Source organism: Streptomyces sp. OfavH-34-F (assembly GCF_022347745.1).
Lineage (GTDB): Bacteria > Actinomycetota > Actinomycetes > Streptomycetales > Streptomycetaceae > Streptomyces.
This window is the reverse complement of the sequence record NZ_JAKRGC010000022.1, coordinates 1-23,957: the sequence shown is the minus strand read 5'-3', so window position 1 is coordinate 23,957 and position 23,957 is coordinate 1. Positions and strand designations below refer to the sequence as shown.

Here is a 23,957-nt window from a genome sequence, read left to right as displayed (position 1 = left end):
GGTACGCTGGTCACATGTCTGAACCGACCGGTGCCGCCCGCCGACGCGGGCCCTTCAAGGTCGGGGACCAGGTCCAGCTCACCGATCCCAAGGGACGCCACCACACCTTCACGCTCGAAGCCGGGAAGAGCTTTCACACCCACAAGGGTTCCTTCCCGCACGACGAGCTGATCGGCGCCCCCGAGGGCAGTGTGGTCCGTACCACGGGAAACGTCGCCTACCTCGCGCTGCGCCCCCTGCTCCCCGACTACGTCCTGTCCATGCCCCGCGGCGCCGCCGTGGTCTACCCGAAGGACGCGGGCCAGATCCTCGCCTTCGGCGACATCTTCCCCGGCGCCCGCGTCGTGGAGGCGGGCGTCGGCTCGGGCGCGCTCTCCACCTTCCTGCTCCGCGCCATCGGCGAGCAGGGCATGCTGCACTCCTGCGAGCGCCGCGAGGACTTCGCCGAGATCGCCCGGCAGAACGTCGAGCGCTACTTCGGCAACCCCCACCCCGCCTGGCAGCTCACGGTCGGTGACCTCCAGGACAACCTCACGGACACCGACGTGGACCGCGTCGTGCTGGACATGCTGGCCCCCTGGGAGTGCCTGGACGCCGTCTCCAAGGCGCTCGTCCCCGGCGGCATCCTCTGCGCGTACGTCGCCACCACCACCCAGCTCTCGCGGACGGTCGAGTCCATCCGCGAGATCGGCTGCTTCGCCGAACCGCAGCCCTGGGAGTCGATGATCCGCAACTGGCACGTCGAGGGCCTGGCCGTCCGCCCGGACCACCGCATGATCGGGCACACCGGCTTCCTCGTCACCGCCCGCCGGCTCGCCGACGGGGTCGAGGCCCCGGCCCGGCGCCGCCGCCCCTCCAAGGGCGCCTACGGCGAGGACTACGACGGGCCCGGCGGCCGGAGCGGCTCCGCCCGCGACTGACCCCGACCCCACAGACCGGCGCCGCCGCCGGGCCCCGGACCGACCCGGGCGCCCGGCGGCGGCGCCCTTGCCGTATCCGCGCCGGGCGCCCGCACCCGCGTGCGCCCCCCACCGTTCCGCCGCCGTGTGAGGTGTGGCACGATGCTGGCCACCCCCGCTCCGCCGACGCCGACGGCCGCCCCACAGGAACAACAGGAGACAGCCCGCGTGCAGACCTCCGCCCTCCCGGACCTCGCGCACAACGACAGCAGGCCGATGCACTGGCTCGCCACCGCGACCGCCATGGCGGCCGTCGTCGCGCTGGCCGGCCTGTTCCAGCCGGACGCCAGCGCCTCGGCCTCCACCTCCGGCGGCCCCCCGGTCCAGCAGCGGCACGCGCAGCCGGCCGCCGCCCCCGACCCGTCCGCGGCGGACTTCCCCCTGGACTGCGGCACCGTCGGCACCACCGTCGCCAAGCAGGCCCCCGGCGACCTCGACGGCGACGGCCGGCCCGAGACCGTCGCCGTGGTCCACTGCGCGGCCGGATCGGGCACCCCGCCCAGCGGCGTCTACGTCCTCACACAGCAGAGCGGGTCCGCTCCCAGGATCGTGGCGACCCTGGTGGAACCCGCCCAGCAGTTCAGCGTCGGCGACTTCGCCGTGCGCGACGGCGTCATCTCCGCCACGCTCCTCGGCTACTCCTCGCCCTCGGTGCCCTCGTGCTGCCCCGACCAGCAGGAGAAGGTCACCTGGCAGTGGCAGAACGGCGCCTTCGTCCGCAACAGCCAGACCGCGGAGCCCGTCGACACCGGCATCTGACCCCGGCACCCCGGCCCGGCACCCCGGCGGCGGGGCGCCCGCGGGATCAGGCCGCCTCCGGCCCGTACACCTCGACCCGGTCCGAGACGCGCCGCACATGGATGCAGTCGCCCGGGCACTCCTTCGCCGAGTCCACCACGTCCCGGAGCAGCGGCAGCGGCACCGGCGTGGTCGCCCCCTTGTCCTGGAGCAGCTCGTCGTCCGCGCTCTTCACGTACGCCAGGCCGTCGATGTCCAGCTCGAACACCTCGGGGGCGTACTGCACACAGATCCCGTCGCCCGTGCAGAGATCCTGGTCGATCCAGACCTCCAGGTCCTGCGCCTCGCCATCGGTGGGAGCGTCCTGCCGCACGGTCATGTCGCCTGCCGTTTCCTGCGTATCCGGACCGGGAAAGAGCCAGCCCTGACGGGTGTTGAACGCTTCGACGATACAACCGGCCGCATTCCGACGTTGAACGGTGGGTATTCCCTCGGAACGGGGGAGAGCGCAAGGGTGAAGATCGGACACACCCCGCAGTCTTTGTGATCTAGGGGTTTCAATCACCACCCACGCAGGTAGGGTCAGGAAGCGTCCAGCTCCCCTTGGAGGAGGTGAGGACCGTGGCAGCCCACGACGACGACATCAACCGCGGCATCCGGCCCGTGCGGGGGTCCGACGACCCAGCCGGCCAGGTTGCCTATCTCGAGCAGGAAATCGCCGTCCTGCGACGCAAGCTCGCCGACTCTCCGCGGCATACGAGGATTCTCGAAGAGCGGATCGTCGAGTTGCAGACCAACCTCGCAGGCGTGTCCGCCCAGAACGAACGGCTCGCCAGCACGCTCCGCGAGGCCCGCGACCAGATCGTGGCCCTCAAGGAGGAGGTCGACCGGCTCGCACAGCCGCCGGCCGGTTTCGGGGTGTTCCTGCAGGCCAACGAGGACGGCACCTGCGACATCTTCACCGGGGGCCGCAAGCTCCGGGTGAACGTCAGCCCCAGCGTGGAACTCGAGGACCTCCGGCGCGGCCAGGAGGTCATGCTCAACGAAGCGCTCAACGTGGTCGAGGCCATGGCGTTCGAGCGCGCCGGGGACATCGTCACCCTCAAGGAGATCCTCGAGGACGGCGAGCGCGCCCTGGTCATCGGGCACACCGACGAGGAACGGGTGGTGAGGCTCGCCGAGCCGCTGCTGGACACCACCATCCGCCCCGGCGACGCCCTGCTGCTCGAACCCCGCTCCGGCTACGTGTACGAGGTCGTGCCCAAGAGCGAGGTCGAGGAACTCGTCCTCGAAGAGGTCCCCGACATCGACTACGACAAGATCGGCGGCCTGGGCGACCAGATCGAGCTGATCCGCGACGCGGTCGAGCTCCCCTATCTCCACCCGGACCTCTTCCGGGAGCACGAGCTGCGCCCGCCCAAGGGCATCCTGCTCTACGGCCCGCCCGGCTGCGGCAAGACGCTCATCGCCAAGGCCGTCGCCAACTCCCTGGCGAAGAAGGTCGCCGAGGTCACCGGCCAGCCCGCCGGAAAGAGCTACTTCCTCAACATCAAGGGCCCCGAACTCCTCAACAAGTACGTCGGCGAGACCGAGCGCCACATCCGCCTGGTCTTCCAGCGTGCCCGCGAGAAGGCGAGCGAGGGCACCCCCGTCATCGTCTTCTTCGACGAGATGGAGTCCCTCTTCCGCACCCGCGGATCGGGCGTCAGCTCGGACGTGGAGAACACCATCGTCCCGCAGCTGCTCGCCGAGATCGACGGGGTGGAGGGCCTGGAGAACGTCATCGTCATCGGCGCCTCCAACCGTGAGGACATGATCGACCCGGCGATCCTGCGCCCCGGCCGGCTCGATGTGAAGATCAAGATCGAGCGTCCGGACGCGGAGGCCGCGAAGGACATCTTCGCCAAGTACCTCACCGCCTCGCTGCCGCTGCACGCGGACGATCTGGCCGAGCACACCGGCTCGAAGGAAGCCGCCGCGCACGCCATGATCCAGTCCGTCGTGGAGCGGATGTACACCGAGTCCGAGGAGAACCGCTTCCTCGAGGTGACGTACGCCAACGGCGACAAGGAGGTCCTGTACTTCAAGGACTTCAACTCCGGCGCGATGATCCAGAACATCGTCGACCGGGCCAAGAAGATGGCCATCAAGGCCTTCCTCGACCACGGCCAGAAGGGCCTGCGCGTCTCCCACCTCCTCCAGGCGTGCGTGGACGAGTTCAAGGAGAACGAGGACCTGCCGAACACCACCAACCCGGACGACTGGGCCCGCATCTCCGGCAAGAAGGGCGAGCGGATCGTCTACATCCGCACGCTCGTCACCGGAAAGCAGGGCGCGGACACCGGCCGTTCCATCGACACGGTGGCCAACACCGGGCAGTACCTGTAGAAGGCACACCGGCTGCGGATGCCCGGCCGGGCATCCGCAGCCGGTTGCTTTCCGGACAGCCGCGGCGACACCGCGGTCACGACCACGCAATTGATCTCCCCACCGGCACGGACGCGTTCTAGGCTCTGGCGTACCGCCCGTCCAGGCAGCGCGGGAGGGGCGGGCCGCGCACCCACGAACAAGCAGCGGTACTTGAGCGCCGCCCCCGGAAGGGAGCGCCGCCGGGCAAGGAGGGCCGGATGACCGTACGGCGAGTAATGGGCATCGAGACGGAGTACGGGATCTCCGTTCCGGGGCACCCCAACGCCAATGCCATGCTCACCTCGTCCCAGATCGTCAACGCCTACGCGGCGGCGATGCACCGGGCGCGCCGCGCCCGCTGGGACTTCGAGGAGGAGAACCCGCTGCGGGACGCGCGAGGCTTCGACCTCGCCCGCGAGACCGCTGACTCCAGCCAGCTCACGGACGAGGACATCGGCCTGGCCAACGTGATCCTCACCAACGGGGCCCGGCTCTACGTCGACCACGCACACCCCGAGTACAGCTCCCCGGAGATCACCAACCCCCGGGACGCCGTCCTGTGGGACAAGGCCGGCGAGCGCATCATGGCCGAGGCGGCCGAGCGCGCGGCGCAGCTTCCCGGCGCCCAGCCGATCCACCTCTACAAGAACAACACGGACAACAAGGGCGCCTCCTACGGGACGCACGAGAACTACCTGATGAAGCGGGAGACCCCCTTCTCGGACATCGTGCGTCATCTGACGCCGTTCTTCGTCTCGCGCCAGGTGGTCACCGGCGCCGGACGGGTCGGCATCGGCCAGGACGGCCAGGAGCACGGCTTCCAGATCAGCCAGCGCGCCGACTACTTCGAGGTCGAGGTCGGCCTGGAGACCACGCTCAAGCGGCCCATCATCAACACCCGCGACGAGCCGCACTCCGACGCCGAGAAGTACCGCCGGCTCCATGTGATCATCGGCGACGCCAACCTCTCGGAGATCTCCACCTACCTCAAGCTGGGCACCACCGCGCTGGTGCTGTCCATGATCGAGGACGGCTTCATCAACGTCGACCTGGCCGTGGACCAGCCGGTGCGCACGCTGCACCAGGTCTCCCACGACCCCGGCCTCCGGCAGCTGATCACGCTGCGCAGCGGCCGGACACTCACCGCGGTGCAGCTCCAGATGGAGTACTTCGAGCTGGCCCGCAAGTACACCGAGGAGCGGTACGGCGCGGACGCCGACGAGCAGACCAAGGACGTCCTGAGCCGGTGGGAGGACACCCTGAACCGGCTGGAGAACGACCCGATGAGCCTGGCCGGCGAGCTGGACTGGGTGGCGAAGCGGCAGCTGATGGACGGCTACCGGCGCCGGGACGGCCTGGACTGGGACGCGGCCCGGCTGCACCTGGTGGATCTGCAGTACGCGGACGTGCGGCAGGAGAAGGGGCTGTACAACCGGCTGGTGGCCCGGGGGCGGATGAAACGTCTCCTCGACGAGCGCGACGTCGAGCGGGCCCGGACGGCGCCGCCGGACGACACCAGGGCGTACTTCCGCGGCCGCTGCCTCGAACAGTACGCCGACGACGTCGCGGCGGCCTCCTGGGACTCGGTGATCTTCGATCTGCCGGGCCAGGACTCGCTGCAGCGGGTGCCCACGATGGAGCCGCTGCGGGGCACCCGCGAGCACGTGAAGTCGCTGCTGGACCGCTGCCGCACCGCGCAGGAGCTGGTCCAGGTGCTCTCGGGCGGCTGACGGCGCCTGAAAGGGCTCCCGGCTGGGAATCATTCCGATGACCTCCGGACGTTGAGACAAGTACCGGGCCAATGTCGGACCCCGTGGGTAGGGTCTGATCAAGTGCTTCGAACCGAGCGGGGTGAGCTAGATGGCGACCAAGGACACCGGCGGCGGACAGCAGAAGGCGACGCGTTCCACCGAGGAGGTCGAGGAGCAGGCGCAGGACGCGCAGGCGTCCGAGGACCTCAAGGAACGCCAGGAGAAGCTGAGCGAGGACGTGGACGACGTCCTGGACGAGATCGACGACGTCCTGGAGGCCAACGCCGAGGACTTCGTGCGCTCGTTCGTGCAGAAGGGCGGCCAGTAACCGGCCCCGTGCCGGAGGCCCCCGGCGGGTGTGCGGTACGGGCGGCTCGCCCGTACCGCACACCGCGGGCGACAGGAGCGCCGCGGCGGCCCGATTTGCCCCCGCCGCGGATGTGGATCACCGCCCCCGGGCGGGTAGGGTCCGGGGCATACCGCTTCAACTGGAATCCGGCCATCGGCAAGTTGGGGATGTTCCTGACACCTTGCTCAGGGCCATCGCATACCTGGAGGGAAACGCGTGGAAGCCAACACTCGTAGCACCGGGCGTCTACCAGCTGCCTTCCTGACGCCGGGATCGTCCTCCTTCATGGACTTCCTGTCCGACCAGGCGCCCGAGATGCTGCCGGGCAACCGGCAGGCACCCCCGCTGAAGGGGGCCATCGAGGCGCCGCACGGCACGACGATCGTGGCGGCGGCCTTCCCCGGCGGTGTCGTCCTGGCCGGTGACCGGCGGGCGACCATGGGGAACATGATCGCGCAGCGCGACATCGAGAAGGTCTTCCCGGCCGACGAGTACTCGGCGGTGGGCATCGCCGGCACGGCGGGTCTCGCCGTGGAGATGGTCAAGCTGTTCCAGCTGGAGCTGGAGCACTTCGAGAAGGTGGAGGGCGCCCAGCTCTCCTTCGAGGGCAAGGCGAACCGGCTCTCCACGATGATCCGGAGCAACCTGGCGATGGCCATGCAGGGCCTCGCCGTCGTCCCGGTCTTCGCCGGCTACGACGTGGACCGCGAACGCGGCCGCATCTTCAGCTACGACGTCACCGGCGGGCGCTCCGAGGAGCACGGCTACGCCTCCACCGGCTCCGGCTCCATCTTCGCCCGCGGCTCGATGAAGAAGCTCTACCGCGACGACCTGACGGAGCGGGAGACGCTCACGCTGGTCGTGCAGGCGCTGTACGACGCCGCCGACGACGACTCCGCGACCGGCGGCCCGGACGTGGGCCGCCGTATCTACCCCATCGTCACCGTCATCACGGACGAGGGCTTCCGGAGGCTGACCGACGCGCAATCCGCCGAGATCACCCGCGAGATTCTGGACCGCCGTCTGGAACAGCCCGACGGCCCGCGCGCCGCGCTGCTCTGAGCATGCGTTCCCTTCCCGCTTCCCGGATGCTCCCGCCACTGACAGAAAGGGACGGATAGCCGGTGTCGACGCCGTTCTATGTCTCACCCCAGCAGGCCATGGCCGACCGGGCGGAATACGCCCGGAAGGGCATCGCCCGTGGTCGCAGCCTGGTTGTGCTGCAGTACGCCGACGGAATTGTGTTCGTCGGCGAGAACCCGTCCCGTGCACTGCACAAGTTCAGCGAGATCTACGACCGGATCGGTTTCGCCGCCGCCGGTAAGTACAACGAGTACGAGAACCTCCGCATCGGCGGAGTGCGCTACGCGGATCTGCGCGGATACACCTATGACCGCGACGATGTGACGGCCCGTGGACTGGCGAACGTCTACGCGCAGACCCTCGGCACGATTTTCTCCAGCGCGGCCGAGAAGCCGTACGAGGTGGAACTCGTGGTCGCCGAGGTCGGCTCCGAGCCCGAGGGCGACCAGATCTACCGGCTGCCGCACGACGGCTCGATCGTGGACGAACACGGATCGGTCGCGGTCGGCGGCAACGCGGAGCAGATTTCCACCTTCCTGGACCAGCGCCACCGCGACGGGATGTCGCTCGCCGAGGCGCTGAGACTGGCGGTGCAGGCCCTCTCCCGCGACCCCAACGGCAGTGAGCGGGAGATTCCCGCGGACCGGCTCGAAGTGGCCGTCCTGGACCGCACCCGGCCGCAGCAGCGCAAGTTCAAGCGGATCGTCGGCCGGCAGCTCGCCCGGCTGCTGGAGGCGGAGGCCGCCTCCTCGACGCCGACCGACGCCCCGTCCGACACCGAGGACGGCGACGCCGCCCCGGACACCCCCACGGCCACCCGGGACACGACCGACTCCGGCGGGGACGTGGAGTAGCGCCTCGCGCGCCGTTTCCGGCCCACCCCGAGCCCCGGCCCGCCCCAGGCGGACCGGGGCTCCGTCACACCTGCGGCGCGGGCGCCGTCGAGCCGCGCGTGACCAGCCGCACCGGCAGGCTGCCCGGTTCGGCTTCCCGCCCGTCCAGGACCGCGAGCAGCGCGGCCATCCCGCGCTCGCCGACCTGCTCGGCGGGCAGCCGTACGGTGGTCAGCTCCGGCTCCACCGCGGTCGCCAGGGCCAGGTCGTCGAAACCGGTCACCGACAGATCGCCGGGCACCCGCAGCCCGGACCGGCGGGCGGCCTTGCACGCCCCGGCAGCCAGGATGTCGTCGTCGCAGACGATCGCCGTCGGCCGGGGCCCCGGCAGCGCCAGCGCACGCTCCGCCGCGTCCCGCCCCGCCCGCACGTCCAGCGCCGAGGTCACCGTGCGCACCTCGACGCCGGGGACCGTGCGCAGCTCCTCGTGCAGGGCGTCCGCCCGGCAGCCGAAGGTCCAGGTGTCCACGGCCGAGGCAAGGTGCAGGAAGCGCCGGTGGCCCAGGGCTAGCAGATGGCGGGCCACCTGGCGCATCCCGTCGCCGATGTCCAGGTTGACGCGGGCAGCGGGGCCCGGCGCCGAGGGGTCGCTGTCCAGCATCACCAGGGGCACGTCCGCGCCGTGCAGGGCGTCGAGCGCGTCGGCGGCCATGGACGAGGCGATGACCCCGTCCAGCGCGGCCCGGGCGGAGGGGAAGGGGTCGCGGGCCGGGCCCGTGCCGTCGGGGGAGGGGTACAGGACGACCCCGAAGCCGTGCTCGGCGGCGACCGCGGCCGCCCCCGTGTACACCCGCGCGAAGAACTCGTTGGTGAGGGCCGGGACGACGAGCAGAGCGGTCCGGGTGCGGCCCAGGCGCAGGTTGCGGGCGGCGAGATTCGGCCGGTAGCCGAGGTCGCGGGCGGCGCCGCGCACCCGGTCGGCGGTGGTCTCGGAGACCCGGCCGCGCCACTTCTCGCCGAGCACCAGCGAGACCGTGGCCTGGGAGACACCGGCGGCCCGCGCCACGTCACGGCTGGTGGGCCGGGCCGGGCCGGGCGGTGCTGGGGTGGTCACGCGGGGCCTCCGGACCGGTCGGGGCAGGCCCGTGAGGTGGACCTGGGGACGCGCTCATGGTACGTATGAACCCGGTAGTTATACGTAAAACCTCGCAGGCCCGCACAGGCACCCGAGGGAGAGGGGCGGGACATGGCCGCGGGATATCTGGACATCCTCCGGGCGCGGCACGCGGCCCGGCTGCTCACCGGCACCCTGGTGGGCCGGCTGCCGAACGGCACCGCGAACATCGCGATCGTGCTGTTCGTACGGGCCGAGGGCGGCAGCTACACGCTCGCCGGAGCGCTCGCCGCGGTGTACGGACTGGCCACGGCCGTCGGGCAGCCGCTCCTGGGCCGCGCGGTGGACCTGTACGGGCAGCCGCGCGTCCAGCTGCCCGCGGCCGTCGTCTCCGCGCTGGGCATGGGCGTGCTCGCCGTGGCCGGCTGCGGCTTCCTCCCGCTCGCCTACGCGGCGGTGGCCGTGGCCGGACTGTTCACGCCGCCGCTGGAGGGCGGGCTGCGGGCGCTGTGGCCGAGCGTGCTGGGCGGCGAGAACCGGGTGCACCGGGCGTACGCCATGGACGCGGTGGCGCAGGAGGTCATGTTCACGGCCGGGCCGCTCCTGGTGACCCTGCTCGTCTCGCTGTGGTCGCCCGCCGCCGCCCTGCTCGTCATCAACGCGATCGGCGTGCTCGGGGCCCTGTCGGTCGTGCTGTCGGAGCCCTCGCGCGCCTGGCGCTCCGCCCCGCGCGAGGCGCACTGGCTGGGCGCGCTGCGCTCGCCCGGACTGCTCGCGCTGCTGGGCTCGTTCTTCTTCGTGGGCCTCGCGCTGGGCTCCATCACGGTGGCCGCCATGGCGTACGCCGACGACCACGGCCGGGAGGCCGTGTACGGCTGGCTGATGGCCGCGCTGGGGCTCGGCGCGCTGATCGGCGGCGCGGTGTACGGGGCGCGGCATTGGGCGGGGGAGCCGGAGCGCCGGCTGCGGGTGATCGTCGGGCTGCTCGCGCTGGGCTACCTGCCGCTGATCCTGACGCCGGGTCCGGTGGCGATGACCGTGCTGGCGGCCGTCTCAGGGGTGTTCCTGGCCCCGGCGGTCGCCTGCTCGTTCATCGTGGTGGACCGGCACGCGCCGCGCGGGACGGTGACCGAGGCGTTCTCCTGGCTGGTGACCACCTTCGGGGTGGGCGCGGCGGCGGGTACGGCGGCGGCCGGGCCGGCCGTCGAACTGGGCGGAACGGCGTGGAGCTTCGCCGTGGCGGGGGCCGGTGGAGTGGCCGCCCTGCTCGTCCTGCTGGCCACCGGAAGGGTGCTCGCGGCTCCCGCCCGTACGGCCGTCGCGGTGCGAGGATCGGAAAATGATCGAAACGGTGCCGTCGAACCCGGTTTCAGCTCGGGCCATCAGGCGTAATGTTCAGTCATGGACCGCCGCATTTTCGGGCTGGAGAACGAGTACGGCGTCACGTGCACGTTCAGGGGACAGCGCCGACTGTCCCCTGATGAAGTGGCGCGCTACCTCTTCCGCCGTGTTGTGTCATGGGGCCGCAGCAGCAATGTGTTTCTGCGGAACGGCGCCCGCCTCTACCTCGACGTGGGATCGCATCCGGAATATGCAACCCCCGAATGCGACAACCTGACCGAACTGGTCACCCACGACAAGGCCGGCGAGCGCATTCTCGAGGGCCTGCTCGTCGACGCCGAACGCCGCCTGCACGAGGAGGGAATCGCCGGCGACGTCTATCTCTTCAAGAACAACACCGACTCGGCGGGAAACTCCTACGGATGCCATGAGAACTACCTCGTGGCCCGGCACGGAGAATTCTCCCGCCTCGCGGACATCCTCATTCCCTTCCTCGTCACCAGGCAGCTGATCTGCGGGGCCGGCAAGGTCCTCCAGACCCCCCGGGGCGCGGTCTACTGCGTCAGCCAGCGTGCCGAGCACATCTGGGAGGGCGTCAGCTCCGCGACGACGCGTTCCCGGCCGATCATCAACACCCGCGACGAGCCGCACGCGGACGCGGAGCGCTACCGCCGCCTCCACGTCATCGTCGGGGACTCCAACATGTCCGAGACGACCATGCTGCTCAAGGTCGGCGCGACGGACCTGGTGCTCCGCATGATCGAGGCGGGCACGGTGATGCGCGACCTGACCCTGGAGAACCCGATCCGGGCCATCCGCGAGGTCAGTCACGACACCACCGGGCAGCGCAAGGTCCGCCTCGCCAGCGGCCGCGAGGCGTCGGCCATAGAGGTGCAGCGCGAGTACTACGAGAAGGCCGTGGACTTCGTCGACCGCCGGGGCATCCGCACCGGCAACGTCGCGCGCGTCCTGGAACTCTGGGGCCGCACGCTCGACGCGATCGAGGCGGAGGAACTCGACCGGATCGAGACCGAGATCGACTGGGTCATGAAGTACAAGCTCATCGAGCGGTACCGGGCCAAGCACGGCATGACCATGTCGAACCCCCGGGTCGCCCAGATAGACCTCGCCTACCACGACATCCACCGCCGGCGGGGGCTGTACTACCTGCTGGAGCGCAAGGGCCAGGCCGCCCGCGTCTGCGACGACCTGAAGATCTTCGAGGGCAAGTCGGTGCCCCCGCAGACCACCAGGGCGCGGCTGCGCGGCGACTTCATCCGGCGGGCCCAGGAGCAGCGGCGGGACTTCACCGTCGACTGGGTCCACCTCAAGCTCAACGACCAGGCGCAGCGGACGGTGCTCTGCAAGGACCCGTTCCGTTCGGTCGACGACCGCGTGGAGAAACTGATCGCGGGCATGTGAGCCGGGACGGGACACCCCTCCGCCCCGGCTCGCGACCCGGGCCCCGTACGTGCGTCGTACGGGGCCCTTCGCGTGCCGCGTACGGTCCGGCGTTCTCCCACCGTTCAGGGGAGGATCGGCAGGAGACCGCCTAGAGTGTCGGAGGTCCGGGAGCACCCGGCCGTGTCCCCCACATATGCCGTCTGAGATCTGAGGAACCAGTGCGCCGACTTGCCGGCCTTCTCGTCGTCCCCCTGCTGCTGCTGTCAGCGGCGTGCGGCAGTGACGACAAGGGCTCCGATTCCGCTTCCACCGCCGCGTCCGCCCCCAGCAAGGGGGGTTTCCCCGCCATCACCGCGGGCGCGAAGTTCGGCGAGAAGCCCACCCTGGCCAAGGGAACGGGCAAGCCGCCCAAGGAGCTGAAGACGAAGGTCCTCAGCGAGGGCGACGGTGCGAAGCTCAAGAACGGCGATGTCGCCCAGGTGAACTACCTCGGGCAGGCATTCGACTCCGACAAGCCGTTCGACAACAGCTTCGACCGCAAGCAGCCGTTCGACCTGACGCTCGGCGCGGGCATGGTCATCCAGGGCTGGGACAAGGGCCTGCTCGGCCAGAAGGTCGGCAGCAGGGTCCAGCTCGTCATCCCGCCGGAGCTCGGTTACGGCGCCCAGGGCCAGGGCGACATCAAGCCGAACGCCACGCTGGTCTTCGTCGTGGACATCCTCAAGGCGCAGCAGATCCCGGCGTCCGCGAAGGGCACCGCCGTCGCCCAGGACAACACCGACCTGCCGAAGGTGGGCACCAACACCGACGGCAAGGCGCCGACCGTGACCGTCCCCAGCAAGGTGGACCCGCCGAAGAAGCTCGTCTCCACCTACGTCCTGGAGTCCAAGGGCGACGTGGTCAAGGAGAGCGACTCGGTCGTCGTGAACTACGTGGCCAAGGTCTGGAAGAGCGGCAAGGAGTTCGACAACACCTACACCACGGGCAAGACCGCCACCTTCCCGCTGGCCCAGGTCACCCTCAAGGGACTCAAGGACGGCCTGATCGGCAAGAAGATCGGCAGCCGGGTGCTGCTGGTCGTGCCGCCGGACCAGGGTCTGGGCGACAAGGAGCAGCAGTCCATCCCCGCCAACTCCACGCTGGTGTTCGCCGTGGACATCCTGGCGAAGATGTAAGACTGTCCCGGTTGCCCAGTTCATCAGTAAGAGGAGCAAGTCAGTGAGCATCGACAAGCCCGAGATCGACTTTCCGGGTGGCGAGCCGCCGGCCGACCTGGAGATCAAGGACATCTGGGTGGGCGAGGGCGCCGAGGCCAAGGCCGGCCAGACCGTCTCCGTCCACTACGTGGGGGTCGCCTTCTCCACGGGTGAGGAGTTCGACGCCTCCTGGAACCGCGGTACCCCGCTGCAGTTCCAGCTCGGTGCCGGCCAGGTCATCGAGGGCTGGGACAAGGGCGTGCAGGGCATGAAGGTCGGCGGCCGCCGTCAGCTGACCATCCCCTCGCACCTCGCCTACGGCGAGCGCGGCGCCGGCGGCGGCCGCATCGCCCCGGGCGAGACGCTGATCTTCGTCTGCGACCTGGTCGCCGTCTGATCCGTGTGGACGAGGGCCCGCGCCGTGAGGTGCGGGCCCTCGCTTTTGCCGGGACACGCCGGGACGGTACGGTCGAGCGTCGTAGAGCACGAGGGAAAGGGCGTCGATGGCGATTGCCAAGGCCGAGCGGCTGATGAACCTGGCGCTGTGTCTGCTGGGAACCCGGCGCCCGCTCAGCAAGCGCGAACTGCGCGGCTCCATCGAGGCTTACCTCGAAGCGGCCTCCGACGACGCCTTCAACCGCATGTTCGAGCGGGACAAGGACGATCTGCGCGAGCTGGGCCTGGTCATCGAGACCGTGGAGAACCTGGACGGCGAGACCGGCTACCTGGCCCGCCGCGACAGCAACCGGCTGCCCCCCATCACGCTGGACGCCGAGGAGGCCGCCGCGCTCGGCCTGGCCGCCAAGGTCTGGCAGCAGGCCCGCCTCGCCGGTGCCGCCAGCGGCGCCCTGCAGAAGCTGCGGGCGGCCGGAATGCCCGAGACGGAGGACGCCTACGAGGTGCACAGCGCCCTCGAACCGCGCATCCCCGTCCACGAGGCCGCCTTCGAACCCCTGATGCTGGCCTGCCGCGACCGGCGCCCGGTCACCTTCGACTACCGCAAGGCCAACGCCGCCCAGCCCGAGACCCGCCAGGTCGAGCCCTGGACCCTGGAATGCTGGCGCGGCCACTGGTACCTCGCCGGCTGGGACCGCGAGCGCGGCGCCGAACGCGTCTTCCGGCTCTCCCGCATCACCGGCAAGGTCCGCTCCCGCACCGGCGCCTTCACCGCCGAGGTGCCCGACGTGGTCACCGTCCGCGAGACCGTCGAGAGCTGGGCCGGTGAGACGGCCACCCGCACCGCCCTGATCAAACTGCGCGCCGACTCCGGCTACCCGCTGCGCGCCCGCGCCCTGTCGGTCCGGGAACTCGGGGACGGGTGGGAGGAGTTGGAGATTCCGTACGGACACGGCCTGGACGCCTGGCTCGTGGAGTTCGGCCCCGACGTCGTCGTGACCGGCCCCGAGGACCTGCGGGCCGACGTGGTGGACCGGCTGCGCGCCGTGGCCAAGGACTGAGGGGACTCACAGGCAATGGCCACGAACGCCATCGACCAGACGCGCCGGATGCTCTCCCTGGTGACGTATCTGCGCGAGCGCCCCGGCGCCCACGTCCAGGACGTCGCCCGCGCCTTCGGCATCACCGAGGACGAGCTGATCTCCGACCTCGACGTGCTGCCCATGTGCGGCACCAGCTTCCGGGGCGGCGACCTGCTCGACATCGACACCGACGGCGACCGCATCTGGTGGCACAACGCGGACGACGTCGCCGAACCGCTGCGGCTCGCCGCCGACGAGGCGACGGCCCTGCTGGTCGCCGCCCGCGCCGTCGCCACCCTGCCCGGACTCCGCGAGAGCGACCGGCAGGCGCTGCTGCGCGCCACTGCCAAGCTGGAGACCGCCGCCGGCGAGGTGGGGGCCGCCAGCTCCCGGCTCTCGGTCACCTTCGAGTCCGAGGGCGGCGTCTTCGCCGAGGTGGACCGGGCGATCTCCGAGCGGCGCCGGCTCTGGCTGCGCTACTACTCGCCCGCCCGCGACCAGCTCACCGAGCGCGAGGTGGACCCGATCCGGCTCTTCGCCGTCGGCCACACCTACATGGAGGCGTGGTGCCGCTCCTCCGAGGACCGGCGCACCTTCCGCCTCGACCGGGTCGCCGAGATCCGGCTGCTCGACGAACCGGCCGCCCCGCCCGAGCTGGAACTGCGCGACCTGTCCGAGGGCCTGGTCCAGCCGGCCGCCGAGGACCCCGAAGTGGTGATCGAGGTCGGCCCCGGCGGGCGCTGGGTCGCCGAGTACTACCCGCACGACCGGGCCGAGGAACTGCCGGACGGCGGCCTGCGGATCACCCTGCGCACCCCGGACCCGGCCTCGCTGCGACGGCTCGCGCTGCGGCTGGGCCGCGAAGGGCGCATCGTCTCGCCCCCCGAACTGGCCGCGAGCGCCCGGCGCGCGGCCCGCGAGGCGCTCGCCGCCTACGACGGCGCGGCCTGAGAGGACGGCTGAGGAGACATGGGACACCTGACCGCGCTGCCCGGCCGCGCCACCGTACCCACCGTGGTGGTGCCCCAGTCGGCCCGCTTCCGGGCCGCCTGCCCCGACTGCCGGGCCCGCTTCGAACTGGCGGCGGCGGAGTTCCGCCTGGTCGTCGGGGCCACCAGCCGGACCACCTTCTACTCCTTCACCTGCCCCGAGTGCGCCGCCTGCGTCCGCAAGCCCGCGGGGGAGCGGATAGTGGAACTCCTCACCGACGGCGGCGTACGCACGCTGCGTCTGCACACCGGTTCCTGAGAGGCTCCGCCCATGTTCTGGCCCATGCTCGCCATCGCCCTGGGATTCCTCGGGATCGCCGTGCTCGGCGTGCTCGCGATCAGGGTGTTCATCGAGGCCCAGCGCCTGGGCCACCAGGTGACCCGCACCACGGAACGCGTCAACCGGGCCACCGAGGACCTGGAACGCGCGGCCACCCGGCTGGCCGCCACCGGGAAGTCGCTCCCCTAGGGGCCACAGAGGCGGCCTCCAGTTTCCGGAGCCCGAGGGGTACGCTGCTGCTGACGGCCCAGGCAGGGAGGTGCGGGCCGCTGTCGAAAGTATGCACGGGCATTGCCCCGCGTTTACTCGCGCGGGTTACGATCGCTGCCGACGAATGGTCGGATGTGTCTCCGGCACTCAAGGGCAGCGAGCCCACCTCCAGCCGCCTCAGCTAGAAGGAAGCACACCATGGGCAATCTGAAGCCTCTCGAGATCGTTCTGATCATCGCTGTCATCCTCCTGTTGTTCGGCGCCAAGAAGCTCCCCGACATGGCCCGTTCGCTGGGCAAGTCGGCCCGCATCCTGAAGAGCGAGGCCAAGGCCATGCGGAAGGACGACGAGCAGTCGCCCGCCGCCCCCGCCGCCACGGACGCCGCCGCCGACCAGAGCACCTCGCAGGCAGCACGTACGATCCAGGCCGCACCCGGTGACGTCACGAGCTCCCGCCCGGTGAGCGAAGCGAAGCCCACCGCCCAGAGCTGACCGCGCCGACGGGCCCGCCGTCAGCCGCCGCACGAGACGAGGGAAGTGGGTTGCTCAAGTCTGCCCGCAAGCAGGAGAAGGACAGCGAGGGGCGGATGCCTCTCGCTGATCACCTGCGAGAGTTGCGTAACCGACTGATGATCGCGGTGCTGGCGATCATCGTCATCACTTCGATCACGGCGTTCTTCTACCGCGAAGTGATCGACTTCCTGATCCGGCCGATCCTGGAGACGGTCGGTTGCGCCCACGGCGAGAAGCGGCAGCTCAACGGCAAGCCGTGCGCCGAGATGACGGTGAACGGCCTGGTCGGCCCCTTCTCCATCGCCCTCAAGGTCTCCCTCATGGCCGGGGTGGCGTTCTCCAGCCCGATCTGGCTCTACCAGCTCTGGGCCTTCCTCGCCCCCGGCCTCCACAAGCACGAGAAGCGGTACGCGCTCTCCTTCGTCGGCGTCGGCGCGCCGCTCTTCCTGGCAGGCGGCGCCCTCGCCTACCTGCTGATGCCGAAGACCGCCGAGGTGCTGCTCGACTTCACCCCGCAGGACGCGACGAACCTCCTGCCCATCGACGACTACCTCAACACCATCACGCGCATGGTGGTCGTGTTCGGTCTGGCCTTCGAGCTGCCGCTCCTGCTCATCCTGCTGAACTTCACCGGGGTGCTCACGGCCAAACGGCTGGCCTCCTGGTGGCGCGGCATGATCATGGGCATCACGGTCTTCGCCGCGGTGGCCACCCCCACCGGCGACCCGCTGACCATGCTCGTGCTGGCCGCGCCCATCGTCGTGCTGTACTTCGTCGCGCTCGGCATCTGCGTCGCCAACGACCGCCGCCGCAGGCGGAACAACCCCGACGCCGACCTGGACGACGACGAGGCGTCGCGGCTCGATCTGACCCCCGAGGACATCGGTGACATGGAGCAGGTGTCGGCCTCGCCGACGCTGCCCGGTCAGTCCGACCGCGAGCGCGAAGGTTACGACGACATCACCTGACCGGTAGGGTCCGGCGGGTGACCAGCGAGATCACCCTCTTCGTCAATCCCACCGCGGGACGCGGCCGGGGCGCGCGAGCCGCGCAGCCGGCCGCTTCGGCGTTGCGGGACGCCGGCTTCTCCGTACGCACCGTCCTCGGCGAGGACGCCGGTGACGCGCTGCGCCGGGCGCGGGAGGCGGTGGCGGAGGGCACCGGGGCGCTGATCGCCGTGGGCGGGGACGGGCTGGTGTCGCTGGCGCTGCAGGCGGTTGCAGGGACGCTCACGCCGCTCGGCGTGGTGGCCGTGGGGACCGGCAACGACTTCGCCCGCGCCCTCGGCCTGCCGGTACGCGACCCCGGCGCGGCGGGCCGGCTCGCCGCCGACGCGCTCAAGGGCCGGGCGCCCGTGCGGGCCGTCGACCTCGGCCGGGTCGGGGACCGCTGGTTCGGGACCGTGCTCGCCTCCGGCTTCGACTCGCGCGTCAACGACCGGGGCAACCGGATGCGCTGGGTGGGCGGCCGGTTCAAGTACGACCTGGCGATCCTCGCCGAACTCGCCGCCTTCCGGCCGATCACGTACCGCATGACCCTGGACGGCGGGGCGCCGCGCGAGATCCGGGCGACGCTCGTCGCGGTCGGCAACGGGACCGCGTACGGCGGCGGCATGCGCATCTGCGCCGGCGCCCTCATGGACGACGGGCTCTTCGACGTCACAGTGGTCGGCGAGTGCAGCCGCACGACGCTGCTCAGAGTCTTCCCGCGCGTGTACCGGGGGACGCACCTGAGCCACCCCGCCGTCACCGTGCACCGGGTCTCCTCGATCACGCTGGAGGCCGCCGGCGTCACCGCCTACGCGGACGGCGAACCGCTCGGCGCGCTGCCGCTGACGGCCACCTGCGTGCCGGACGCGGTGCGGGTGCTGGGGGCCGCCGCCCCCGCCCCGGCCCCCGGCGGTTAAAGATCGCGTCACTGTCGGAGGCGGCGGGTAGGCTCGACAGCAAGATGACAGAGGACCTCTCACCAGCCGAGCGATACCAGGCTTCCCGGCTCCGGGCGGCCGAGCAGGCGACCGCTCTCGCCCCCTTCCGCGAGCTGTACGACTTCGATCTCGACCCGTACCAGATCGAAGCGTGCAAGGCGCTGGAAGCCGGAAAGGGCGTGCTCGTCGCCGCCCCGACCGGGTCCGGCAAGACGATCGTCGGCGAGTTCGCCGTGCACCTCGCCCTGACGCAGGGCCGCAAGTGCTTCTACACCACGCCGATCAAGGCCCTGTCCAACCAGAAGTTCGCCGACCTGGTCAAGCGCTACGGCGCCGACCGCGTCGGCCTGCTGACCGGTGACAACAGCGTCAACGGCGACGCCCCGGTCGTCGTGATGACCACCGAGGTCCTGCGCAACATGCTGTACGCGGGCTCCCAGGCGCTCAACGGCCTCGGTCACGTCGTGATGGACGAGGTGCACTACCTCTCCGACCGCTTCCGGGGCGCCGTCTGGGAAGAGGTGATCATCCACCTCCCCGAATCCGTCACCCTGGTCTCCCTGTCCGCGACCGTGTCCAACGCCGAGGAGTTCGGCGACTGGCTGGACACCGTGCGCGGCGACACCGAGGTGATCGTCTCCGAGCAGCGCCCCGTACCGCTCTGGCAGCACGTGCTGGCCGGCCGCCGGATGTACGACCTCTTCGAGGAGGAGAGCGACCACGGCGGCCGGGGCGTCGCCCGCCGCGAGGTCAACCCCGACCTGCTCCGTCTCGCCCGGATGGAGAACCAGCGCGGCTACAACCCGCGCGACCGCCGCCGCGGCAAGATGATCCGCGAGGCCGACCGCGAGCGTGAGCGCCGCCAGCGCAGCCGGATCTGGACGCCCTCGCGCCCCGAGGTCATCGACCGGCTGGACGCCGAGGGACTGCTCCCCGCGATCACGTTCATCTTCAGCCGCGCCGCCTGCGAGGCCGCCGTGCAGCAGTGCCTGCACGCCGGGCTCCGGCTCAACGACGACGACAAGCGCCGGCTGGTCCGCGAGATCGTCGAGGAGCGGACGGCGTCCATCCCCGCCGAGGACCTGCACGTCCTCGGCTACTACGAGTGGCTGGAGGGCCTGGAGCGCGGCATCGCCGCCCACCACGCCGGAATGCTCCCCCGGTTCAAGGAGATCGTCGAGGAGCTGTTCGTCCGGGGCCTGGTCAAGGCCGTCTTCGCCACCGAGACACTGGCCCTCGGCATCAACATGCCCGCCCGCTCGGTGGTCCTGGAGAAGCTCGTCAAGTGGAACGGCGAGCAGCACGCCGACATCACCCCCGGCGAGTACACGCAGCTCACCGGCCGGGCCGGCCGCCGCGGCATCGACGTCGAGGGCCACGCCGTGGTGCTCTGGCAGCGCGGCATGGACCCCGGCGCCCTGGCCGGCCTCGCCGGCACGCGCACCTATCCGCTGCGCTCCAGCTTCCGGCCCTCGTACAACATGGCCGTCAACCTGGTCGAGCAGTTCGGCCGGCACCGCTCGCGCGAACTGCTGGAGACCTCCTTCGCGCAGTTCCAGGCGGACCGCTCGGTCGTGGGCATCTCCCGCCAGGTGCAGCGCAACGAGGAGGGCCTGGAGGGCTACCGCGAGGGCATGACCTGCCACCTCGGCGACTTCGAGGAGTACGCGCGGCTGCGCCGCGACCTCAAGGACCGGGAGACGGAGCTGGCCAAGCAGGGCGCGTCCCAGCGGCGGGCCGCCGCCGCGGCGTCCCTGGAGAAGCTCAAGCCCGGCGACGTCATCCATGTGCCGACCGGAAAGTTCGCCGGTCTCGCGCTCGTCCTGGACCCCGGCCTCCCCGCCGGGCGCACCAACGGGCACGGTCACCGCGGCATGGAGTACCACGACGGGCCCCGCCCGCTGGTGCTGACGTCCGAGCGGCAGGTCAAGCGGCTCGCCGCGATCGACTTCCCGGTGCCGGTGGAGGCCGTGGAGCGGATGCGGGTGCCGAAGTCGTTCAACCCGCGCTCGCCGCAGTCCCGCCGCGACCTGGCCTCCGCGCTGCGGACCAAGGCCGGGCACATCGTCCCCGAGCGCCACCGCCGGGGCCGGGCCCCCGCCGCCGACGACCGCGAGATCGCGCGGCTGCGGTCCGAACTGCGCGCCCACCCGTGCCACGGCTGCGACGAGCGCGAGGACCACGCCCGCTGGGCCGAGCGCTACCACCGGCTCCAGCGCGACACCCGGCAGTTGGAGCGCCGCATCGAGGGGCGCACCAATACGATCGCCCGCACTTTCGACCGGATCGTCGCCCTGCTCACCGAGCTGGACTACCTGCGCGGCAACGAGGTCACCGAGCACGGGCGGCGGCTCGCCCGGCTCTACGGCGAGCTGGACCTGCTGGCCAGCGAGTGCCTGCGGGCCGGCGTCTGGGAGGGGCTGAACCCGGCGGAACTGGCGGCCTGCGTCTCCGCGCTGGTGTACGAGGCGCGGCAGGCCGACGACGCCGTCGCCCCGAAGCTGCCCTCGGGCCCCGCGCGGACGGCGCTGGGCGAGATGGTCCGCATCTGGGGCCGGCTCGACGCCCTGGAGGAGGACTTCAAGATCAACCAGGCGGAGGGGGTCGGCCAGCGCGAGCCCGATCTGGGCTTCGCCTGGTCGGTGTACATGTGGGCGTCCGGCCACTCGCTGGACGAGGTGCTGCGCGAGGCGGACATGCCGGCGGGTGACTTCGTCCGGTGGTGCAAGCAGGTCATCGACGTGCTGGGCCAGGTGGCCGCCGCCGCGCCGAGGGAGAACAGCTCGGTGGCGCGCAACGCCCGCAAGGCAGTGGACGAGGTGCTGCGGGGCGTGGTGGCGTACAGCTCCCTCGGCTGAGGCCCGCCACGGCGGGGGAGCGCGCACCGCGCGTACGGAAGCCGGTCGGACAGCGGTCCGGCCGGCTTCGGTATGTGGTCTGTGCGTGGTGCGCGATTTCCTTTCGGGGGAGGGCCGGTCAGGTCCGCCCGTTCCGGCTCATTTTCATCGAGGCGCCCGCGCAGACCAGTCCGAGCAGGACCGCGAGGCCACCGATGATCACGTTGTTCAGTACGACCCCGACGTCCGGACTGCTGCCCACCACCCAGGGCGAGATGATCATCCAGGCGCCCACGGCGCAGATGGCCCAGCTGAGGCCGTACATGCGCCGCGGCATCGCCGTGAACCCGAGTCCGAGCACGGCGATCGCGATGCCCAGGACCAGGTTGTGCGTCACCAGGGCGGACTGCGAGGTCGTGAAGTGCAGCACCCACGGAGACACGGCGCAGTACAGGCCGAGCAGGAAGACCGGCGCGTCCACCAGCGCGACGTCGCGGCCGCCCATCACACGCGCGTAGCGGTCGCTCATCTCCGACACATCGGGGTGCCCGGCCATGTCATGGCCGGCATGCGAGACGTTCGACATGAGGTTCGTCCCCTTCGGATCGTGCGGACCCGGTCACCGTCGCTGCGGGAAGCGGCCCGCAGTGCCCATTCTGCTCTTATCCGTCGCTTATGTGTAGGTTTGGGGCCTTTGGATTTCCGTGGGAAGCGCACCGGGCGGGCCGCTCGCGGTGGGCCGGGAGCCCACCGCGAGGGACGGCGTCACGCGGCGGGCGGCATCAGGACCGTGTCGACGATGTAGACCGTGGCGTTGGCGGTCGGCACATTGCCGCAGACGATTTGGGACGTGCCGTTCACGGTGTACGCCCCGCCCGCACCGGCCGTCGTCAGCTCACCCTTCTCCAGGGTCTCGAAGGAGCCCTTCGCCAGCTGCTGCGGCGTCAGCTTCCGCCCCACCACGTGGTACGTGAGGACCTTGGTCAGGGCCTCCTTGTCGGCGAGCAGCTTCTCCAGGTCGGCCTTCGGCACCTTGGCGAAGGCGTCGTTGGTCGGGGCGAACACGGTGATGTTCCGCGCGCTGTTCAGCGTGTCCACCAGACCGGCCTTCCCGACCGCGGTGACCAGGGTGGACAGGGCCGGATTGTTCGAGGCCGCCGTGGCGACCGGGTCCTGCGCCATGCCCGTGAAGGACCCCGCGCCGCGCTTGGGGACCGAGGCGCAGGCCGGGCCGAACGGCTCGTCGGTGTTCACCGGGGTGGCGGAGGAGGGTGCGGCGGATGCCTTCGCGGAGGTGCCGCTCGCCCCGGACGCGCTGCTGTCGGACTCGCCGGAGCAGGCCGACAGGGCCAGCGGCAGCACGAGCGCGGCCGACAGGGCGACGGCGGCGCGACGGGCGTGGATGACCTTCATGGTGTTCTCCTGTATCGGTAACTGATTGATTACGTACGGTAGTTGGTTCGGGGTGTGCGCGGGCCCGGGCGGGCGGTACGCGGAGGAGGTGGAGCGGGCGGAGGCGGCGGGCAGGGGGAGCGGCGGGGCCGCGCCGGTCAGGACACGTCCACCACCACGGAGTGCCGGCCGGTCGCGCCGTCGGGCAGGGTGCCGGTGCGCCGCCCGGTCTGGACGGCGCCGGTGCCGTCCGTGGCGCGGACCTCCAGGGTGTGGCCGCCGGGGGTGGCGGGCCATTCCCACACCCACTGGCGCCAGGTGTCGCGGCTGCCCGGGGCCGCGAGCCTGGCCGGCTGCCAGGGGCCGCCGTCCACCCGGACCTCGACCCGGAGAATGCCCCGGTGCTGGGCCCAGGCGACCCCGGCGACCGGCACGGTGCCCGCCTTCGGGGAGGCGAAGGGGCGCGGTGTGTCGATGCGGGCCTGGGTCTTGACCGGGGCCCGCCGGGCCCAGGACCGCCGCACCCAGTACGCGTCGTACGCGTCGAAGGTGGTCAGCTCGATGTCCTCGATCCACTTGCAGGCCGACACGTAGCCGTACAGCCCGGGGACCACCATCCGGACCGGGAAGCCGTGCGCGAAGGGCAGCGGTTCGCCGTTCATGCCGAAGGCGAGCAGGGCGTCGCGGCCGTCCATGACGTCCTCGACCGGGGTGCCGATCGTCATGCCGTCCACCGAACGCGCCACCAGCTGATCGGCCGGTCCGCCCTGGGACGGGGGCCGTACGCCCGCCTCGCGCAGCAGATCGGCCAGCCGCACGCCGAGCCACCGGGCATGGCCCACGTACGGCCCGCCGACCTCGTTGGAGACGCAGGTGAGCGTGATGTCGCGCTCGACGGTCTCCCGGCGCAGCAGGTCCCGGAGCCCGAGGGTGAGCGGGGTGCGGACGCCCTCGCCGTGGATGCGCAGCCGCCAGGCCCCGGCGTCCAGCCTCGGCACCACCAGGGCCGTGTCGATGCGGTAGAAGTCCTTGTTCGGCGTCACGAAGGGGCTCAGACCGCGCAGTCGCAGATCGACTCCGCGCGGCAGGGCGGGCGCCGGGGAGTCGGGCGCCGGGAGGACCAGATCGCGCCGGGACTCCGCCGCCCCCGCCTG

Annotated in this window: 24 protein-coding genes; 19 read left to right on the top strand and 5 right to left on the bottom strand. The window is 71.2% G+C overall.

What is annotated here, in order from left to right; genetic code table 11:
- Positions 1-14 precede the first annotated feature (14 nt).
- Together MHW47_RS06750 and MHW47_RS06745 are read left to right on the top strand one after the other, a co-directional pair.
- Entirely contained in the window at positions 15-920 is a 906-nt protein-coding gene (locus MHW47_RS06750) for a tRNA (adenine-N1)-methyltransferase (protein ID WP_239221721.1), read from the top strand.
- A gap of 207 nt (positions 921-1,127) precedes the next feature.
- Positions 1,128-1,718, top strand: a complete 591-nt coding sequence (locus tag MHW47_RS06745; RefSeq protein WP_239221720.1) for a hypothetical protein — start codon at positions 1,128-1,130, stop codon at positions 1,716-1,718.
- Between the two features lie 46 nt (positions 1,719-1,764).
- Here MHW47_RS06745 and MHW47_RS06740 read toward each other — a convergent pair whose 3' ends face one another.
- The gene (locus MHW47_RS06740) at positions 1,765-2,076 is read right to left on the bottom strand and encodes a ferredoxin (protein ID WP_239221719.1); all 312 of its coding nucleotides are present in this window, start codon (positions 2,074-2,076) and stop codon (positions 1,765-1,767) included.
- A 242-nt stretch (positions 2,077-2,318) separates the two neighbouring features.
- Between MHW47_RS06740 and arc the strand changes: the two genes are divergently transcribed.
- The 5 genes from arc (at position 2,319) to prcA (ending at position 8,143) form a co-directional block, all read left to right on the top strand.
- Positions 2,319-4,085, top strand: a complete 1,767-nt coding sequence (gene arc, locus MHW47_RS06735) for a proteasome ATPase (RefSeq protein WP_239221718.1) — start codon at positions 2,319-2,321, stop codon at positions 4,083-4,085.
- 239 nt (positions 4,086-4,324) lie between these two features.
- On the top strand, positions 4,325-5,836 hold the full coding sequence (gene dop, locus MHW47_RS06730; RefSeq protein WP_239221717.1) for a depupylase/deamidase Dop: 1,512 nt from the start codon (positions 4,325-4,327) through the stop codon (positions 5,834-5,836).
- Between the two features lie 130 nt (positions 5,837-5,966).
- Entirely contained in the window at positions 5,967-6,185 is a 219-nt protein-coding gene (locus tag MHW47_RS06725; RefSeq protein WP_239221716.1) for a ubiquitin-like protein Pup, read from the top strand.
- A 237-nt stretch (positions 6,186-6,422) separates the two neighbouring features.
- Positions 6,423-7,268: a proteasome subunit beta gene (prcB, locus tag MHW47_RS06720; RefSeq protein ID WP_239221715.1), complete on the top strand. Its 846-nt coding sequence runs from the start codon at positions 6,423-6,425 to the stop codon at positions 7,266-7,268.
- A gap of 62 nt (positions 7,269-7,330) precedes the next feature.
- Positions 7,331-8,143: a proteasome subunit alpha gene (gene prcA, locus MHW47_RS06715; protein ID WP_239221714.1), complete on the top strand. Its 813-nt coding sequence runs from the start codon at positions 7,331-7,333 to the stop codon at positions 8,141-8,143.
- Between the two features lie 64 nt (positions 8,144-8,207).
- Here the strand turns inward: prcA and MHW47_RS06710 are convergent, their stop codons facing one another.
- Entirely contained in the window at positions 8,208-9,236 is a 1,029-nt protein-coding gene (locus tag MHW47_RS06710; RefSeq protein WP_239221713.1) for a LacI family DNA-binding transcriptional regulator, read from the bottom strand.
- Between the two features lie 132 nt (positions 9,237-9,368).
- Between MHW47_RS06710 and MHW47_RS06705 the strand changes: the two genes are divergently transcribed.
- From MHW47_RS06705 to MHW47_RS06650, 12 genes are all read left to right on the top strand, one after another.
- Complete coding sequence (locus MHW47_RS06705; protein WP_239221712.1) at positions 9,369-10,628, top strand: MFS transporter; 1,260 nt, start codon at positions 9,369-9,371, stop codon at positions 10,626-10,628.
- Between the two features lie 9 nt (positions 10,629-10,637).
- Entirely contained in the window at positions 10,638-11,999 is a 1,362-nt protein-coding gene (gene pafA, locus MHW47_RS06700) for a Pup--protein ligase (protein WP_239221711.1), read from the top strand.
- Between the two features lie 200 nt (positions 12,000-12,199).
- Positions 12,200-13,156, top strand: coding sequence for an FKBP-type peptidyl-prolyl cis-trans isomerase (locus tag MHW47_RS06695; RefSeq protein WP_239221710.1), 957 nt, complete (start codon positions 12,200-12,202; stop codon positions 13,154-13,156).
- A 43-nt stretch (positions 13,157-13,199) separates the two neighbouring features.
- Positions 13,200-13,574 carry an FKBP-type peptidyl-prolyl cis-trans isomerase gene (locus MHW47_RS06690; protein ID WP_239221709.1) on the top strand — a complete coding sequence of 125 codons (375 nt, stop codon included), beginning with the start codon at positions 13,200-13,202 and terminating at the stop codon, positions 13,572-13,574.
- Between the two features lie 106 nt (positions 13,575-13,680).
- Positions 13,681-14,634: a YafY family protein gene (locus tag MHW47_RS06685; protein WP_239221708.1), complete on the top strand. Its 954-nt coding sequence runs from the start codon at positions 13,681-13,683 to the stop codon at positions 14,632-14,634.
- Between the two features lie 15 nt (positions 14,635-14,649).
- Positions 14,650-15,606, top strand: coding sequence for a YafY family protein (locus tag MHW47_RS06680; protein ID WP_239221707.1), 957 nt, complete (start codon positions 14,650-14,652; stop codon positions 15,604-15,606).
- An 18-nt stretch (positions 15,607-15,624) separates the two neighbouring features.
- A complete protein-coding gene (locus tag MHW47_RS06675) occupies positions 15,625-15,903 on the top strand; it encodes a hypothetical protein (protein WP_239221706.1) in 279 nt (92 codons plus the stop codon).
- 12 nt (positions 15,904-15,915) lie between these two features.
- On the top strand, positions 15,916-16,113 hold the full coding sequence (locus tag MHW47_RS06670; RefSeq protein WP_239221705.1) for a hypothetical protein: 198 nt from the start codon (positions 15,916-15,918) through the stop codon (positions 16,111-16,113).
- 219 nt (positions 16,114-16,332) lie between these two features.
- Positions 16,333-16,626: a Sec-independent protein translocase subunit TatA gene (gene tatA / locus MHW47_RS06665; protein ID WP_239221704.1), complete on the top strand. Its 294-nt coding sequence runs from the start codon at positions 16,333-16,335 to the stop codon at positions 16,624-16,626.
- Between the two features lie 50 nt (positions 16,627-16,676).
- On the top strand, positions 16,677-17,615 hold the full coding sequence (gene tatC, locus MHW47_RS06660; RefSeq protein WP_239221703.1) for a twin-arginine translocase subunit TatC: 939 nt from the start codon (positions 16,677-16,679) through the stop codon (positions 17,613-17,615).
- 17 nt (positions 17,616-17,632) lie between these two features.
- Positions 17,633-18,553, top strand: a complete 921-nt coding sequence (locus MHW47_RS06655) for a diacylglycerol kinase (protein ID WP_239221702.1) — start codon at positions 17,633-17,635, stop codon at positions 18,551-18,553.
- Positions 18,554-18,597: 44 nt separating this feature from the next.
- A complete protein-coding gene (locus MHW47_RS06650) occupies positions 18,598-21,432 on the top strand; it encodes an RNA helicase (RefSeq protein WP_239221701.1) in 2,835 nt (944 codons plus the stop codon).
- A gap of 118 nt (positions 21,433-21,550) precedes the next feature.
- On the opposite strand, the gene MHW47_RS06645 is transcribed toward MHW47_RS06650, so the two are convergent.
- The 3 genes from MHW47_RS06645 to MHW47_RS06635 all read right to left on the bottom strand — a co-directional run.
- A complete protein-coding gene (locus tag MHW47_RS06645; RefSeq protein ID WP_239221700.1) occupies positions 21,551-21,997 on the bottom strand; it encodes an SPW repeat protein in 447 nt (148 codons plus the stop codon).
- A gap of 179 nt (positions 21,998-22,176) precedes the next feature.
- Positions 22,177-22,824 carry a fasciclin domain-containing protein gene (locus MHW47_RS06640; protein ID WP_239221699.1) on the bottom strand — a complete coding sequence of 216 codons (648 nt, stop codon included), beginning with the start codon at positions 22,822-22,824 and terminating at the stop codon, positions 22,177-22,179.
- 137 nt (positions 22,825-22,961) lie between these two features.
- The coding region (locus tag MHW47_RS06635) for a molybdopterin-dependent oxidoreductase (RefSeq protein WP_239221698.1) at positions 22,962-23,957 on the bottom strand (996 nt) is incomplete at its 5' end.

Coding starts and splice junctions, on each gene's coding strand:
- MHW47_RS06750 (WP_239221721.1), top strand. CDS start 15: ATGTCTGAACCGACCGGTGCCGCCCGCCGACGCGGGCCCTTCAAGGTC.
- MHW47_RS06740 (WP_239221719.1), bottom strand. CDS start 2,076: ATGACCGTGCGGCAGGACGCTCCCACCGATGGCGAGGCGCAGGACCTG.
- dop (WP_239221717.1), top strand. CDS start 4,325: ATGACCGTACGGCGAGTAATGGGCATCGAGACGGAGTACGGGATCTCC.
- MHW47_RS06725 (WP_239221716.1), top strand. CDS start 5,967: ATGGCGACCAAGGACACCGGCGGCGGACAGCAGAAGGCGACGCGTTCC.
- MHW47_RS06705 (WP_239221712.1), top strand. CDS start 9,369: ATGGCCGCGGGATATCTGGACATCCTCCGGGCGCGGCACGCGGCCCGG.
- pafA (WP_239221711.1), top strand. CDS start 10,638: ATGGACCGCCGCATTTTCGGGCTGGAGAACGAGTACGGCGTCACGTGC.
- MHW47_RS06685 (WP_239221708.1), top strand. CDS start 13,681: ATGGCGATTGCCAAGGCCGAGCGGCTGATGAACCTGGCGCTGTGTCTG.
- MHW47_RS06680 (WP_239221707.1), top strand. CDS start 14,650: ATGGCCACGAACGCCATCGACCAGACGCGCCGGATGCTCTCCCTGGTG.
- MHW47_RS06675 (WP_239221706.1), top strand. CDS start 15,625: ATGGGACACCTGACCGCGCTGCCCGGCCGCGCCACCGTACCCACCGTG.
- MHW47_RS06670 (WP_239221705.1), top strand. CDS start 15,916: ATGTTCTGGCCCATGCTCGCCATCGCCCTGGGATTCCTCGGGATCGCC.
- tatA (WP_239221704.1), top strand. CDS start 16,333: ATGGGCAATCTGAAGCCTCTCGAGATCGTTCTGATCATCGCTGTCATC.
- MHW47_RS06650 (WP_239221701.1), top strand. CDS start 18,598: ATGACAGAGGACCTCTCACCAGCCGAGCGATACCAGGCTTCCCGGCTC.
- MHW47_RS06645 (WP_239221700.1), bottom strand. CDS start 21,997: ATGTCGAACGTCTCGCATGCCGGCCATGACATGGCCGGGCACCCCGAT.
- MHW47_RS06640 (WP_239221699.1), bottom strand. CDS start 22,824: ATGAAGGTCATCCACGCCCGTCGCGCCGCCGTCGCCCTGTCGGCCGCG.